Origin of the sequence: Bradyrhizobium sp. NAS96.2 (assembly GCF_001908235.1) — a bacterium.
Lineage (GTDB): Bacteria > Pseudomonadota > Alphaproteobacteria > Rhizobiales > Xanthobacteraceae > Bradyrhizobium.
The window spans coordinates 18559-31972 of record NZ_LGHK01000190.1; the positions used below are offsets into that span (position 1 = coordinate 18559).

The 13414-nt window shown below is 65.6% G+C and carries 17 protein-coding genes; 8 read left to right on the plus strand and 9 right to left on the minus strand.

The window, feature by feature from the left end; all coding sequences use genetic code 11:
• Positions 1 to 21 precede the first annotated feature (21 nt).
• Together AC628_RS32710 and AC628_RS44415 are read left to right on the plus strand one after the other, a co-directional pair.
• Positions 22 to 963: a bifunctional helix-turn-helix transcriptional regulator/GNAT family N-acetyltransferase gene (locus AC628_RS32710; protein ID WP_074130869.1), complete on the plus strand. Its 942-nt coding sequence runs from the start codon at positions 22 to 24 to the stop codon at positions 961 to 963.
• Positions 960 to 1109: an RSP_7527 family protein gene (locus AC628_RS44415; protein ID WP_168193501.1), complete on the plus strand. Its 150-nt coding sequence runs from the start codon at positions 960 to 962 to the stop codon at positions 1107 to 1109. The genes AC628_RS32710 and AC628_RS44415 overlap by 4 nt, the downstream gene beginning before the upstream one ends.
• Before the next feature lie 111 nt (positions 1110 to 1220).
• Here AC628_RS44415 and AC628_RS32715 read toward each other — a convergent pair whose 3' ends face one another.
• The 5 genes from AC628_RS32715 to AC628_RS44420 all read right to left on the minus strand — a co-directional run bounded on the left by AC628_RS32715 (position 1221) and on the right by AC628_RS44420 (position 4673).
• Complete coding sequence (locus AC628_RS32715) at positions 1221 to 2150, minus strand: IS3 family transposase (RefSeq protein WP_083633230.1); 930 nt, start codon at positions 2148 to 2150, stop codon at positions 1221 to 1223.
• Entirely contained in the window at positions 2147 to 2554 is a 408-nt protein-coding gene (locus AC628_RS32720) for a helix-turn-helix domain-containing protein (RefSeq protein ID WP_074130870.1), read from the minus strand. Before AC628_RS32720 ends, AC628_RS32715 begins: the two co-directional genes overlap by 4 nt.
• A gap of 163 nt (positions 2555 to 2717) precedes the next feature.
• Positions 2718 to 3281: a molybdenum cofactor biosynthesis protein B gene (gene moaB, locus AC628_RS32725; RefSeq protein WP_074130871.1), complete on the minus strand. Its 564-nt coding sequence runs from the start codon at positions 3279 to 3281 to the stop codon at positions 2718 to 2720.
• A 180-nt stretch (positions 3282 to 3461) separates the two neighbouring features.
• On the minus strand, positions 3462 to 4400 hold the full coding sequence (ypfJ, locus tag AC628_RS32730; RefSeq protein WP_074130872.1) for a KPN_02809 family neutral zinc metallopeptidase: 939 nt from the start codon (positions 4398 to 4400) through the stop codon (positions 3462 to 3464).
• A gap of 96 nt (positions 4401 to 4496) precedes the next feature.
• Positions 4497 to 4673, minus strand: a complete 177-nt coding sequence (locus AC628_RS44420; protein WP_168193502.1) for a hypothetical protein — start codon at positions 4671 to 4673, stop codon at positions 4497 to 4499.
• Between the two features lie 108 nt (positions 4674 to 4781).
• Between AC628_RS44420 and AC628_RS32735 the strand changes: the two genes are divergently transcribed.
• The 3 genes from AC628_RS32735 to AC628_RS32745 all read left to right on the plus strand — a co-directional run bounded on the left by AC628_RS32735 (position 4782) and on the right by AC628_RS32745 (position 7357).
• Positions 4782 to 5915 (plus strand): site-specific DNA-methyltransferase, encoded by a 1134-nt coding sequence (locus AC628_RS32735; RefSeq protein WP_050421989.1) that lies wholly within the window; start codon positions 4782 to 4784, stop codon positions 5913 to 5915.
• A 293-nt stretch (positions 5916 to 6208) separates the two neighbouring features.
• Positions 6209 to 6535, plus strand: a complete 327-nt coding sequence (locus AC628_RS32740; protein ID WP_074130873.1) for a hypothetical protein — start codon at positions 6209 to 6211, stop codon at positions 6533 to 6535.
• Positions 6536 to 6670: 135 nt separating this feature from the next.
• The gene (locus AC628_RS32745; RefSeq protein ID WP_074130874.1) at positions 6671 to 7357 is read left to right on the plus strand and encodes a glutathione S-transferase family protein; all 687 of its coding nucleotides are present in this window, start codon (positions 6671 to 6673) and stop codon (positions 7355 to 7357) included.
• Positions 7358 to 7431: 74 nt separating this feature from the next.
• Here AC628_RS32745 and AC628_RS32750 read toward each other — a convergent pair whose 3' ends face one another.
• Positions 7432 to 7854, minus strand: a complete 423-nt coding sequence (locus tag AC628_RS32750; protein WP_074130875.1) for a nuclear transport factor 2 family protein — start codon at positions 7852 to 7854, stop codon at positions 7432 to 7434.
• Positions 7855 to 8000: 146 nt separating this feature from the next.
• On the opposite strand from AC628_RS32750, the gene AC628_RS32755 reads away from it, so the two are divergent.
• Positions 8001 to 8915, plus strand: coding sequence for a LysR family transcriptional regulator (locus AC628_RS32755; protein WP_074130876.1), 915 nt, complete (start codon positions 8001 to 8003; stop codon positions 8913 to 8915).
• Positions 8916 to 9072: 157 nt separating this feature from the next.
• On the opposite strand, the gene AC628_RS32760 is transcribed toward AC628_RS32755, so the two are convergent.
• Positions 9073 to 9693: a glutathione S-transferase family protein gene (locus tag AC628_RS32760; protein WP_074130877.1), complete on the minus strand. Its 621-nt coding sequence runs from the start codon at positions 9691 to 9693 to the stop codon at positions 9073 to 9075.
• 174 nt (positions 9694 to 9867) lie between these two features.
• On the opposite strand from AC628_RS32760, the gene AC628_RS32765 reads away from it, so the two are divergent.
• Positions 9868 to 11133, plus strand: a complete 1266-nt coding sequence (locus AC628_RS32765) for a flavin-dependent oxidoreductase (RefSeq protein ID WP_074130878.1) — start codon at positions 9868 to 9870, stop codon at positions 11131 to 11133.
• Positions 11134 to 11316: 183 nt separating this feature from the next.
• Here the strand turns inward: AC628_RS32765 and AC628_RS32770 are convergent, their stop codons facing one another.
• Together AC628_RS32770 and mutY are read right to left on the minus strand one after the other, a co-directional pair.
• Positions 11317 to 11736 (minus strand): PaaI family thioesterase, encoded by a 420-nt coding sequence (locus tag AC628_RS32770; RefSeq protein WP_074130879.1) that lies wholly within the window; start codon positions 11734 to 11736, stop codon positions 11317 to 11319.
• A gap of 90 nt (positions 11737 to 11826) precedes the next feature.
• On the minus strand, positions 11827 to 12918 hold the full coding sequence (gene mutY, locus AC628_RS32775) for an A/G-specific adenine glycosylase (RefSeq protein ID WP_074130880.1): 1092 nt from the start codon (positions 12916 to 12918) through the stop codon (positions 11827 to 11829).
• Between the two features lie 141 nt (positions 12919 to 13059).
• On the opposite strand from mutY, the gene AC628_RS32780 reads away from it, so the two are divergent.
• Positions 13060 to 13414: DUF721 domain-containing protein (locus AC628_RS32780; protein WP_074130881.1), on the plus strand; the 355-nt coding region annotated here is incomplete at its 3' end.

Here is a 13414-nt window from a genome sequence, read left to right on the forward strand (position 1 = left end):
TTCCGTCAAATAATATATTTGATGAAATCAAATTCCTACGACGCCGCCCTCGAGAGCCAGGTTGCCGCAGTCCGCGGCTTCAGCCGGTTCTATACCCGCAAGCTCGGCATCATCGAGCCGAAGCTGCTGCATTCGCCATTCACGCTGCAGGAAGCGCGGATCATCTACGAGCTGGCGCATCGCGAGCACTGCATCGCGACCGACCTGGTGCGCGATCTCGACCTCGATGCCGGCTTCGTCAGCCGCACGCTGGCAGCGCTGCAGCGCCGGCAGATCGTGACGCGCAAGCCGTCAAAGGCCGACAAGCGCGTCAACGAGGTGGCGCTGACCGCCAAGGGCCGCGCCACGGCCGCAGACCTCGACAGCCGCTCGCGCGATGAGGTCGCGGCGCTGCTGATGCAGATCGACAGCAACCACCGCGCCGCGGTGGTGCATGCGATGAGCACAATCGAACAAGCGTTGGAGCCAACCATGCAAAAACCCGCCGGCTTCCTGCTGCGCAGCCACCGCGTCGGCGACATGGGCTGGGTCGTCTCGCGGCAGGGACAAGCCTACGCCGCGGAATATGGCTGGGACATCAGCTACGAGGCGTTGGTGGCCGAGATCTGCGCGCAGTTTCTGCGATCGTTCGATCCCGTCCGCGAGCATTGCTGGATCGCGGAGGTCGACGGCGAGCCGGTCGGCTCGATCTTCCTGGTCAATGGCGGCGACGGGGTCGCCAAGCTGCGGCTGTTGCTGGTCGAGGAGAAGGCGCGCGGGCTCGGCGTCGGCCGCGCCCTGGTCGAGCAGTGCATCCGCACCGCGCGCGAGAACGGCTACAAGAAGATGACGCTGTGGACCCAGAGCATCCTTGTCGCCGCGCGCGGCATCTACGCCCGCGCCGGCTTCCAGCGCGTCAAGGAAGAGAAACACCACAGCTTTGGCGTCGACCTGGTCGGCGAGACCTGGGAGCTCGAGTTGTGAAGCCGCAGCGCCGCGAAACCGGGCGGCGCGTGACGGCTGAGCTGATCTCATTCTATACGCGCAGGGCGCATGCGCTGCGGGCCGAGGCGTATCGCGACGCGGTTCGGGCGGTGTGGCGCAGCTTGGTCAGGCTGATCAGCGGTTGATAGCTTCCCGATCGCGGAATTTTGACTCCGTAGCCCGGATGGAGCGCAGCGCAATCCGGGAACGCTACCGCCGCGGGGAATGAACTGCACCCCTGATGTGAGACACGATAATCAGGGACAGGTGCCAATCGCCTGATGCGGCTGGGCGGGTTGATGGGTTACGGTCGCGATGCGGGGCTGCTGCGCAGCAGCCCCGCATCGCGGTAGATTTTCTTCGAACTCGGCGGGCGGGCGGTAAGCCAGGGCCGAGTGCAGGCGTTGGCGATTGTACACCTCCTCGATGAAGGCGCCGATCGCATTTCTGGCATGCTGCGCATCGCGATAGGTCTGGCCGCTGACCTCCTCCTGTTTGAGGGTCTTCATGAAGCTCTCCGCCTTGGCGTTGTCATAGGGATTACCGACCCGGCTCATGCTGGGGGCAATGTCGTGCTGCTGGAGGAGTTCGGCGTAGTCACCGCACGCGTATTGGATGCCGCGGTCGGAGTGGTGGATCAGGCTGCCGGGCCTCGGTCGGCGCGCCGCCAACGCCGTGGAGAGCGCGGCGACCGCCAGACGAGCTTCCAGATGCGTCTCCAGGGCCCAGCCGACCACGCGCCGGCTGAAGGCATCGAGCACGATGGCGAGATAAGCGAACTCCTCCCGCAGGCGGAGGTAGGTGATGTCCGCCACCCAGAGCTGGTCGAGGCCATCAGGCACCATGCCGCGGGCCAGGTTCGGGACCACCCGCCACGGATGGCGCGCGTCCGTCGTCACAGGCACGAACGGCCGCTGCCGCAAACACAAGAGATTATCCTGCTGCATCAGGCGGAGCATGCGTTTGTGGTTCACCGCAAAGCCCTCGCGGCGCAGCTGCGCGGCGATCCGTCGATAGCCGTAATGCCGATGGGCAAGCGCCAGCCGCTGGATCGCGTCCCGCACGCCGGTCTCTTCGGCGCGGGGGGCGGAAGCCGCCCAGTGCCGGTAATAGCCGGCCCGGCTGACGCCAGCCAGTCGGCACATCCGTTCGATCGTCAGTTCGCCTTGCTGCGAGGGGATCGTCATCGCTTGGATGACCGCGTAGACCCCGTCACGCCAGGCCCGCTGCTCGGCCGGCGTGCTTCCTTGACCCGCCGCAAGGCTTGCCGAAAAAAATCCAGTTCAATCTGCTGCTGGCCGATCTTGCGCTCAAGTTCCGCAATGCGCTCTGGCGCGCCAAGGTCGGCAGCCGCGACTTCGCGCCCACGCGCCTTCACTCTCGGTGCAACCGCATCGCCCTTGCGCGGGCGCCCTATCGGCCGCAGCGCCGCCGCCCCGCCAGCGCGAAACAGATCGCGCCATGCGTAAAGATCCTTGCGCAGCACCTTCAGCTCTTCTGAAAGCGCCCTTATCCGCTCGCCCGCCAGAATCCGGCGGACCGCTTCGAGCTTGAACTCGCGGCTGAAAACACGGGGTGATTTGTTGGCCATACGTTCTCCGTTAGAGAACTGTCCCTAATTTCCCGTGTCTCACTTTTGGGGTGCACTCCAGGAAACTGCCCCGGATTTCGCTCCGCTTCATCCGGGCTACGGGGACCAGGCTCGAGATTCCGGGTTCGCGCTTCGCGCGCCCCGGAATGACGAGGGGTGATAGCTACACACTCGCGCCCTTCGCCTTCGAGCGGCGCAGGTGCTCATCGAGCCGCGGCATGATCTCGACGAAATTGCAGGGCCGCGTGCGGTAGTCCAGTTGCGCGGCCAAAATGCCGTCCCAGCCGTCGCGGCAGGCGCCGGGTGATCCGGGCAGGCAGAAGATGAAAGTCGCCCCCGCAACGCCCGCGGTAGCGCGGCTCTGGATCGTCGACACACCGATCTTGGCATGGCTCAGCATGTGGAAGGCGATCGAGAAGCCGTCCATCCGTTTCTCGAACAGCGGCTCGACCGCCTCCGGCGTCACGTCGCGGCCGGTAAAGCCGGTGCCGCCGGTGGTGATGACGGCATCGACGCCCGGGTCTGCGATCCAGCGCCGGATCACGGCGCGGATCGCCTCGACATCGTCGGTGACGATCTCGCGCGCCGCGAGCTTGTGGCCGGCCGCGGTGAGACGATCGGCGAGCGTGTTGCCCGACTTGTCATCCGCAAGCGTGCGGGTGTCGGAAATCGTCAGCACCGCGATGTTGAGCGGGATGAAGGTTTTGGACTCGTCGATTGAGGACATGGCCTGTTCTCTCGCTCCCTCTCCCGCTTGCGGGGGAGGGTTGGGGTGGGGGGTGTCACCGCGAGTCATATAGTGGAGAGAGCCCCCACCCGCATCGCATCTAACGATGCGATGCGACCTCCCCCGCAAGCGGGAGAGGTGAACTGAACCCGCGGCCTTGCCCCTGTTGAACCGGCTTCCCTAACCGCCGCCGAACGTGTTGCAGGCCTGCACGGTGCCCTGCTGGTAGCCGGTCATGAACCATTGCTTGCGCTGCGCGGCGGAGCCGTGGGTGAAGGAATCCGGCACCACCCGGCCCGTCGCTTGCCGTTGCAGCGTGTCGTCGCCGATCGCGTTCGCGGTGGTCAATGCGGCGTCGATATCGCCGGCCTCGAGGAAGCCCGGCCGCTTCTTCTCCTCGCGATTGACCCAGACGCCGGAGAGACAATCGGCTTGCAACTCGACCTTGACCTGCAGCGCGTTGGCTTCGGCCTTGCTGCCGGCCTGCTGCTGCAGCCGGTTCACGCGCGGGATGATACCAAGCAGGTTCTGGATGTGATGGCCGGCCTCATGCGCGATGATATAGGCCGCAGTGAATTTGCAGGCGTTGCCCGAGCAGCCGCGGAAGCGCGTCTCGACCTCGCGGAAGAACCCGGTGTCGAGGAAGATGGTCTTGTCCGGCGGACAGTAGAACGGCCCCATCGCCGACTGCGCCATGCCGCAGCGGCCGCCATTGGTGGCGTTGCGGAACAGCACGATCTTCGGACCGGTATAGCTCTGGCCACTCGCCTTGAAGATCTCGCTCCAGCGATCGTCGATTTCACCGAGGATGCCGGATATCATGCTGCCCATCTCGTCGGTCGGCGCACCGCGCTTGGCCTGCCCGCCCGACGCCTGCCGGTCGGTCTGGTAGGTCGGCGCCTGGCCGCCGCCGGTGAGAATCTCGGCGCCGCCGATCAGAATACGCGGGTCGATGCCGAAGGCATAGCCGAGCAGGCCGAGCACGATGATGGTGCCGATGCCGAGCCCGCCACCGCCGCCCATCGGAATGCCGAAGCCGCCACCGCCGCCTCCGCCCATCCCGCCTTCGTCGCGACGGTCTTCGATGTCGTCGCTGCGGCGGAAATCATCATAGCGCATGGCGGTTTCCCTTCATTCCCGTCGGCGACCCATTGCGGGACACACCAACCTAAAATTTCCATTCTGTTAATCAATATCCTGCCCGGCAAAAATTGCCTAGCCCGTTGCACGCCCGTCCTTCGCGCCGCGAACACTGCAAACGCCGGCCGATTTACCGGCCGAATCGTGCCGGTTTGATGATCCGCAAAATTTTTCGCAGAACGCGCTGATGTTGCAGCACAACGCCGACGACAATGCGCCACGTCGTTCGAAAGCTGCTGCAATCTTTTGCATGAACATTTCCAATTAAGTCGATTTTTACTTTGCCGGGTCAATGTGGCGCCAGTCGGTTGTTTAGTCCCGCGTCGCCGACAGCGTCGCCTGAGTCAGAGTTCTTGAGTCATGGTAGTGTCGCGTCGCGGGGCGTCTGCAAGGGCGCCCCGCACTAAATTTGAGAGTGCCCCGTCGAGCCACATCGTCATTGGCGATTGCGTGGCCGAGTTGTCGAAGCTTCAGGCCGGCTCGGTCGACCTGGTCTTCGCCGATCCTCCCTACAATCTGCAGCTCAAGGGCGATCTCAAGCGCCCCGACGAATCGCATGTCGATGCCGTCGACGACGACTGGGACAAGTTCTCGTCGTTCGCCGCCTATGACGATTTCACCCGCGCCTGGCTGCTCGCTTGCCGCCGCGTGATGAAGCCGTCGGCAACGCTGTGGGTGATCGGCTCCTATCACAATATCTTCCGCGTCGGCGCGATCATGCAGGACCTCGGCTTCTGGCTCCTGAACGACATCGTGTGGCGCAAGTCCAATCCGATGCCGAACTTCCGCGGCCGCCGCTTCACCAACGCGCACGAGACCATGATCTGGGCCGCGCGCGACGAGAAGGCCAAGGGCTACACCTTCAATTACGAAGCGCTGAAGGCGTCCAACGAGGACGTGCAGGCGCGCTCCGACTGGCTGATCCCGCTGTGCACCGGCGAGGAGCGCCTCAAGGGCGACGACGGCAAGAAGGTTCATCCGACGCAGAAGCCCGAGCAGCTGCTCGCGCGCGTGCTGCTGTCGTCGTCGAAGCCGGGCGATCTCGTGATCGATCCGTTCAACGGCACCGGCACCACCGGCGCCGTCGCCAAGCGCCTCGGCCGCAACTATATCGGCTTCGAGCGCGACCGGACCTATGCCGCCGCCGCCGAAGCCCGCATCGCCGCGATCGAGCCGCTGCCGGAAGCAACGCTGGCGCCGTTCATGACCGCGCGCGAGGCGCCGCGCGTCGCGTTCTCCGAACTGATCGAGCGCGGCATGATCGTGCCCGGCGCAAAGCTGGTCGACGCCAAGAAGCGCCACGGCGCATTGGTGCGCGCCGACGGCGCCATCATGCTCGGCGACAAGGTCGGCTCGATCCACCGCATCGGCGCGGTCGCGCAGGGCTCCGGCGCCTGCAACGGCTGGACCTTCTGGCACGTCGAGACCAAGACCGGCCTGCGCCTGATCGACGAACTGCGCGCCGAGATCCGCTCCGAGATGGCGGTGGGCTGAGGCGCGCCGCGGTTGGGGTAGCGTAGGATGGGTAGAGCGAAGCGAAACCCATCGCTTTCTCGCCGTGTGATCGATGGGTATCGCTTCGCTCCACCCATCCTACGGTTCTGAGACCTGGGCCGACTTATCGTCCTCCGTCATTCCGGGCTCGCGCTTCGCGGCGCCCTCAGATGCGCAATTGCCCATCGGGGAATGACGAGGAGATGACGCCGTCTTGAACGCGGCCGCCTTGTTGCACAACGGCGGCGGGCCTACACTCATCTCCGTCACTTGCCGTTTCGATTGGTCGTCCGATGCGAAGACAATCCGAGACCTTGCTGCTGGTGCCGCTGCTGCCGATCTTCCTGCTCGGCATGTTTCCGATGCTGCTGATCGGCCTGCTCGGATTCTTCGGCCTGATCATCTTCGGCATCCTGCTGGTCTGCGTCGGGCTGACGCTCGCCCTCGAGGCGCATGGCGAATTCAACGAAGAGATCATCGTGCACGGCTTTGCCCGCGGCTCCGAGCGCGCGACGCAGCTTTCAAACCTGCATGCCGCGACCCGCTCCGCCGCCCTGCTGGACCTCGCGGGAATTGCGCTGATCGCCGCGGGTATCCTGGGCCTCTTCTGGGTCGGCTGACCAGCGCGGCACGCGACCCTGATTCACAAACTCGTCGCTTGCGCGTTGCAGCGAAATTTGCGCAAGAGGGATCCGTCTGCGGCCTTCCCCGCCGCGTCCCGTCTCGCCGGTCGCAAGAACCAAGGGAGTCACTTCATGATCAAATTCTATTTCAACGGCGCGCCGAACCCGAACAAGGTCGCACTGTTCCTGGAAGAGTCCGGCCTGCCGTTCGAGGCGATCCCGGTCGACACTCGCAAGGGCGAGCAGTTCGCGCCTGATTTCCTGAAGGTCAATCCGAACGGCAAGGTGCCGGCGATCGACGATGACGGCGTGCTGGTGTTCGACAGCAACGCCATTCTGCTTTACCTCGCCGAGGAGCACGGCAAGTTCCTGCCCGCCAACACGCCCGCGAACCGCGCCGCGACGCTGTCCTGGCTGATGTTCATCGCGACCGGCCTCGGCCCGTATTCCGGCCAGGCCGTGCACTTCAAGCATTTCGCGCCGAAGGACCTCGACTACGCCAACAATCGCTACCAGTACGAGGCGAACCGCCACTACAAGATCCTCGACGATCACCTGGCGAAACAGCGCTACATGGTGGGTGACAGCTACACCATCGTCGACATGGCGTTCTGGGGCTGGGCGCGGATGGCGCCGTTCGTGCTCGGCGAGGAAAACTACGCGAAATATCCGAACGTGAAGCGGCTGGTCGACGAGATCTCGGCGCGGCCGGCGGCGGCGCGCGCGATCGCGCTGAAGGACAAGCACACCTTCAAGGCCGAGATGGACGACGCGGCCCGCGACATCATGTTCGGCCACCTCAAGAACAAGGTGGCATAAGCAATCGATACGACAGCAAGACGGCGCCCTCGCGGGCGCCGTTTTCATTTGTGCGGCCTTCTTGCGGCGCGTGGCTATGCCGGAAACGCGCCGAGCGCTTTCTCGGTCAGGACCGAGTCGCAATATTCCCGCACCTCCTTGATCCGGCCGCCGTCGAAGCGGAACACCAGGCAATAGTCGTTGTCGTAGCGCTGACCTTCCTTGGTGAGGTTGTTGCCCTTGGCCTCGACCACGACGATGTCGCCGTCGGCGATGATGCGATGCGCGACCGTGCGGGTGCGCTCGACCAGCCTGGAGCGGACCTGGCCGTGCAAATCGGTCATGATCGATTGCTTGCCGGTGAAGGTGCGCGACCAGGAATACTGCCCGGTCACGGTCCAGATCGCGTCGTCGGCAAGCGTCGCCATGAACAGCGATTTCTCGCGCACCGCGGGATCGGGACTGCCCGCGATTACAAACATCTCCTGCACCAGTTTCTTGTTATCGGCTGCGCTCATGGCGCGTCTCCTTGCAATGGGTTGGCTCTGAGGCGTTGCTTTACGCGAACCGCTGTTCGCTTCGCGCCGCAACGCCTTGCCCCCGGACCATGCGGCCCCGACGCGCATTCTTCCAATCGATAGGTGGTATGATATATATTCACCTGATGAATTTGAATTCGCTTGACCTCAATCTGCTGGTCGCGCTCGACGCCCTGCTGCGCGACGCCAATGTCAGCCGCGCCGCGATGCGGCTCAATCTGTCGCAGCCGGCGACCAGCCACGCGCTGCAGCGGCTGCGCGACCTGATCGGCGACCCGCTGCTGGTGCGCAGCGGCGCGCGCATGGAGCTGACGCCGCGGGCGCAGGCGCTGCGCTCGCCGCTGGCGCAGGCGCTCGACCAGGTGCGGACGCTGTTCATCTCCGACGAGTTCGACGCGGCGCGCAGCGAGCGGCATTTCCGCCTGATGATGCCCGACCTCGCGGTCGAGCTCTTGATGCCTTCGCTGATGGAGAAGGTGACGCAGCTGGCGCCGAACGTCACCATCGACGTGGTGCCGTGGCGGGGACCTGCGATCTTCACGGCGGAATTCGCCCGCACCATCGATCTCGTGATCTCGATCGGCGATTCCTTCAAGGGCTTTCACCGTCAGCGGCTCTACACCGACAGCGATGCGCTCGCGGTGCGGCGCGGCCACCCGGTCGGCGCAAAGCTGAAAAAGCGCGAGGCGTTCCTCACCGCGCGGCATGTCGCCGTGATCATCCGCGGCCAGAACGAGGATTTGATCGACACCTGGCTGCGCGGCAAGGGCATCGAGCGGCGGATCGCGCTGGTGGTGCCGGGCTATATCGAGGCGCTGCACGTCACCGCGCGCACCGACCTCGTCGCCTTCGTGCCGCGCCGGCTGATCTCGGCGCTGTCGAAGCAGCTCTCGCTGGCGACGGTGACGCCGCCGCTCGATCCCGGGATCGACGAGCAGCACATGTTCTACCCGACGCGGGCGCAGATGGATCCGGGCTCGATCTGGCTGCGCAGGCTGATGCTGGAGACCGGACGCGAGCTGGAGACGGGGAAGGCGTGACGGCACGCTCTCTCCACACGTCGTCCCGGCGCAGGCCGGGACCCATAACCACCGCCGTTCGTGATGCGGTAAGGCGGTGGCCCCAGCGCGGCAAGACAACCGCGATTTGTGGTTATGGGTCCCGGCCTTCGCCGGGACGACACCGAATGTTTGGCGTCTACCCCCTCTGTTCCGCCAGCACCTTCTGCACCGCCGGCCGCTGCTCCATCGCCGCGCGATGCGCCTTCACCTTGGGCAGCGTCGCGATGTCGACGCCGTCGCCGTCGAGCCAGAGCGTGAGCGTGTAGAGATAGGCGTCGCCCACCGTGTAGCTGTCGCCCATCACCCACGGTCCCGTGAGCATGTCGCGCTCGATCAGGTTGAAGCATGCGCCCATGGTCTTGGGGATCATCGTCTTCATGTCGGCGAACGACGTCTCCTGCGTCGCCCAGCGCGCGCCGCGCATCTTGTGGGCGTGGCAGACATGCACCGTCGAGCAGAGATAGGAATTGAAGGACTGCAACCTGGCGAATGCGAAGGCGTCGTCGAGCGGCGCGAGCTTCGCCTGCGGATAGGTCTGCGCGATGTAGGCCAGCATCGCCGGGGTCTCGGTCAGCACGCCGCGATCGGTCACCAGCGTGGGCACGCGGCCCTTGGGGTTGATCTTGAGATATTCCGGGCTGTTCTGCTGGTTGACCTTGAAGTCGAGCCGCTCGACCGTATAGGGCGCGCCGGCTTCGGCCAGCGCGATGTGAGAAGCGAGCGCACAGGTGCCGGGGGCGGTATAGAGCTTGAGCATGTCGTTGTCCTCTGCGGGCCTTGTCGGTTCGTGGCGAACCCGGCCGTTACCTTTTTATGGGATGCGGCGGACGTTAGCGGCAGCATCCCTTGCCGTCCACCCCGCGCGGCGCCGCGGACCTTGCCCGCGGCGGCGCCGCCGTGCGATGACCATGGCCAATCGAGAGGGCTTTTCATGACTGTACTCATTGCAGGTGGCGGAATTGGCGGGCTGACGCTGGCGCTCAGCCTGCACCAGATCGGGGTGCCCTGCCGCGTGTTCGAGAGCGTGCCCGAGCTAAAGCCGCTCGGCGTCGGCATCAACGTGCTGCCGCATGCGGTGCGCGAACTGATCGAGCTCGGCCTGCACGATGTGCTCGACGCAACAGCGGTGCGCACCCGCGAGCTCGCCTATTTCTCCAAGCACGGCAAGCCGATCTGGAGCGAGCCGCGCGGGCTCGAGGCCGGCTATAAATGGCCGCAATTCTCGATCCATCGCGGCCGCCTGCAACAGCTGCTGCTCGATGCCGCAACCGCACGGCTGGGCGCTGCGAACATCCTGACCAACCATCACCTCACCGGCTGGACCGAGACGGCGGACGGCGTCCGCGCCGAGTTCATCGACCGCGCCACCGGCAATCCGGCCGGCAGCCATGACGGCGCGGTGCTGATCGCCGCCGACGGCATCCATTCGGCGGTGCGCGAGAAGCTTTATCCGCAGGAAGGGCCGCCGATCTGGAACGGCCGCATCCTGTGGCGCGGCATCACCCGCGGCAACGCCTTCCTCACCGGCCGCACCATGATCATGGCCGGCCACGAGACGTTGAAATTCGTCTGCTATCCGATCTCGAAGGAAGCCGGCGCCGACGGCAAGTTCGACATCAACTGGGTCGCCGAGCGCCACATGCCGCCGACCTATCAGTGGCGCCGCGAGGACTATAATCGCACCGCGAAACTCGACGAGTTCCTGCCGTGGTTCGAGAACTGGAATTTCGACTGGCTCGACGTGCCCGGCCTGATCCGGAATTGCCCACACGCCTACGAATATCCGCTGGTCGATCGCGATCCGATCTCGCAATGGACCTTCGGCCGCGTCACGCTGATGGGCGACGCCGCGCACCCGATGTACCCGATCGGCTCCAACGGCGCCTCGCAGGCGATTCTGGATGCGCGCACGCTGACCCGCGAAATCCTGGCGCATGGCGCAACGCAGACCGCGCTCGCGGCCTATGAGGCCGAGCGGCGGCCCGCAACGACCGACCTCGTGATGCTGAACCGCCGCAACGGACCGGAGCAGGTGATGCAGCTGGTCGAAGAGCGCGCGCCTGATGGCTTCAAGGTCGTCACCGACGTGCTGTCGCAGCAGGAGCTGGAAGACATCGCCGCCAACTACAAGCGCGTCGCCGGCTTCCAGGTCGAGGGGCTGAACGCCAAGCCGCCGATCGTGCAGCGGCCGGGTTAGCTTTGCTTAAGCTGCGAAGTCTATCCCCGTCATCCTGAGGTGCGAGCGGAGCGAGCCTCGAAGGCTGCACGGCCACCAGTTGGGCCGTCGACCCTTCGAGACGCGCGCGAGATGCGCGCTCCTCCAGCGACAAAGGCGAAGCCTTTGCGCGGGGGTGACGGAATTAGGTGGGGCGCAAGCGGCCTACCGCAGCGCCCGCGCCGCTTCCACCAGGCGGATGCTGCTGCTCGCCGTCGCGAGCAGCGTGCCTTCAGCCGAAGTCAGCCGGCCCTCCGCAAAGGCGATGGTCTTGCCGAGTTGCGTCACCGTCGCCTCGCCGGTGATCGGCCCGGGCTTTGCGGGTGCCAGAAAATTCACGGTCATGGAGATCGTCGTGGTGAAGAGCCTGCCCTCGGTCATCACGAACACCGCCGGCCCCATCGTGTCGTCGAGCATCGCGGTGAGCATGCCGCCCTGGATGAAGCCGGCCGGATTGCAGAAATCCTGCTTGCCGTCGAAGGTCATCCTGATCCAGCCGTCCTGCGGACGTGCGTCGACCAGGCGCCAGCCGAGCAGTTTCGCGACAGGCGGCATCGGAATGTTATCGAGCGCAGTTGGGATCATGGCGACCTCCGTTGTGACGGAGGTGATAGCCGAGCGCTACTGCCAGCATGGTGTCAGCAGGTCGTCACCTTCTAGAGATCCAGCCCGCTTCTAGAGATCCAGCCCGTGTGCGACTACCTTGCGCATCACGTTCGGAAACGCCTCGCCGTCCAGCGTCGCCATCGGCACCCAGCGCATGCCCTCCGGCGCGCGGGTCCGCGACGCAACGCTCGCGGTGTAGACGACGAGCTCGAGCGGGAAATGCGTGAATACATGGGTGACGACGCCGGCCTTGCGGTGCCAGCGCGCGACGCCCTTGAGTTCCGGCGCCTGTGCAAGTGCGGCAGCCTCCTCCAGCCCGGCCTGCCATTGCGATCCCGGCACCTCGGTCATGCCGCCGAGCAGGCCCTTCTCCGGGCGCGAGCGCACCAGGAGCTCGCCGCCGCGCGTCACCACGAAGGCAGCGCCGCGGCGCAATGTGCCGCTCTTCTTCGCCGCCTTGTGCGGGAAGGTTTCCTGGTCGCCGCGCGCGTGGCCTGCGCAATCGTCATTCAGCGGACACAATGCGCAGGCCGGCTTCTTCGGCGTGCAGATGGTGGCGCCGAGATCCATCAGCGCCTGCGCGCTGTCGCCGGCGCGAGCCGGGCCGAGCAACGTTGCCGCCATCTCCTTGATCAGCGGCTTGGCCTGCGGCAGCGCCTCCTCGATGGCGTAGAGCCGGGTGACCACGCGCTCGATATTGCCGTCCACCGGCATGGTCCGGCGGTCGAACGCGATCGCGGCGATCGCCGCCGCCGTGTAGGGCCCGATTCCGGGCAGCGCGCGCAGGCCGTCCTCGGTGTCCGGAAATGCTCCGCCATGATCGCCCGTCACCGCAACCGCGCAGGCGTGCAAATTGCGCGCCCGCGAATAATAGCCGAGCCCGGCCCACATCCGCAGCACATCGTCGAGCGAGGCACTGCCGAGTGCGGTGACATCGGGCCAGCGCGCCACGAATTTCTCGAAATAAGGCCCGACCGCCCGCACCGTGGTCTGCTGCAGCATGATCTCGGACAGCCATACGCGGTACGGATCCGCCCGCTCCCCGGCCTTCGCGCGCCACGGCAACGTCCGGCGATGCCGGTCATACCAGGCGAGCAGCCGCGCCGGGCGGTCGGCCTGCTGGTCGGTCGATCTGGTTTTGGCGGCCGCGCGCGAGCTCATGAACGCATCTTAAGGCACATCCCGCCACGTCATGCCCGGGCTTGACCCGGGCATCCACGTCTTTCTTTGCCCGGCGCGGAAACGCCGCCACAATGATGAACATTGTTTCGGCCAGATCGCCACCGCTGCTATAACCCTCCCATGTCCAAACCCGGCCCGATCAGCGCAAAGCCCCTGTCGATCCTGCTCAGCGACGTCTTCACCGACGCCTACGCCAAGCAGGGCTTTGCCGCGCGCGAACTGGTGACGCGCTGGACCGAGATCGCGGGCGAGCGGATTGCCGCCTTTTGCGAGCCGTTGAAGATGCAGTGGCCGCGGCCGGTGGAGGGCCAGCCCCAGGAGCCGGCGACGCTGGTGCTGCGGGTCGAGGGGCCGATGGCACTCGAGATCCAGCACTCCTCCGACGTGATCCTGGAGCGGGTCAACCGATTCTTCGGCTGGCACGCGGTCGGCCGCCTGACGATCCGGCAGGCGCCCCTCTCGCGCCGCAGCCGCC

What these genes read in the sequence shown, in the direction of transcription:
- AC628_RS32710 (WP_074130869.1), top strand. Translation starts at nt 22, where the DNA reads ATGAAATCAAATTCCTACGACGCCGCCCTCGAGAGCCAGGTTGCCGCA.
- AC628_RS32715 (WP_083633230.1), bottom strand. Translation starts at nt 2,150, where the DNA reads ATGACGATCCCCTCGCAGCAAGGCGAACTGACGATCGAACGGATGTGC.
- AC628_RS32720 (WP_074130870.1), bottom strand. Translation starts at nt 2,554, where the DNA reads ATGGCCAACAAATCACCCCGTGTTTTCAGCCGCGAGTTCAAGCTCGAA.
- moaB (WP_074130871.1), bottom strand. Translation starts at nt 3,281, where the DNA reads ATGTCCTCAATCGACGAGTCCAAAACCTTCATCCCGCTCAACATCGCG.
- ypfJ (WP_074130872.1), bottom strand. Translation starts at nt 4,400, where the DNA reads ATGCGCTATGATGATTTCCGCCGCAGCGACGACATCGAAGACCGTCGC.
- AC628_RS44420 (WP_168193502.1), bottom strand. Translation starts at nt 4,673, where the DNA reads ATGCAAAAGATTGCAGCAGCTTTCGAACGACGTGGCGCATTGTCGTCG.
- AC628_RS32735 (WP_050421989.1), top strand. Translation starts at nt 4,782, where the DNA reads ATGGTAGTGTCGCGTCGCGGGGCGTCTGCAAGGGCGCCCCGCACTAAA.
- AC628_RS32740 (WP_074130873.1), top strand. Translation starts at nt 6,209, where the DNA reads ATGCGAAGACAATCCGAGACCTTGCTGCTGGTGCCGCTGCTGCCGATC.
- AC628_RS32745 (WP_074130874.1), top strand. Translation starts at nt 6,671, where the DNA reads ATGATCAAATTCTATTTCAACGGCGCGCCGAACCCGAACAAGGTCGCA.
- AC628_RS32750 (WP_074130875.1), bottom strand. Translation starts at nt 7,854, where the DNA reads ATGAGCGCAGCCGATAACAAGAAACTGGTGCAGGAGATGTTTGTAATC.
- AC628_RS32755 (WP_074130876.1), top strand. Translation starts at nt 8,001, where the DNA reads ATGAATTTGAATTCGCTTGACCTCAATCTGCTGGTCGCGCTCGACGCC.
- AC628_RS32760 (WP_074130877.1), bottom strand. Translation starts at nt 9,693, where the DNA reads ATGCTCAAGCTCTATACCGCCCCCGGCACCTGTGCGCTCGCTTCTCAC.
- AC628_RS32765 (WP_074130878.1), top strand. Translation starts at nt 9,868, where the DNA reads ATGACTGTACTCATTGCAGGTGGCGGAATTGGCGGGCTGACGCTGGCG.
- AC628_RS32770 (WP_074130879.1), bottom strand. Translation starts at nt 11,736, where the DNA reads ATGATCCCAACTGCGCTCGATAACATTCCGATGCCGCCTGTCGCGAAA.
- mutY (WP_074130880.1), bottom strand. Translation starts at nt 12,918, where the DNA reads ATGAGCTCGCGCGCGGCCGCCAAAACCAGATCGACCGACCAGCAGGCC.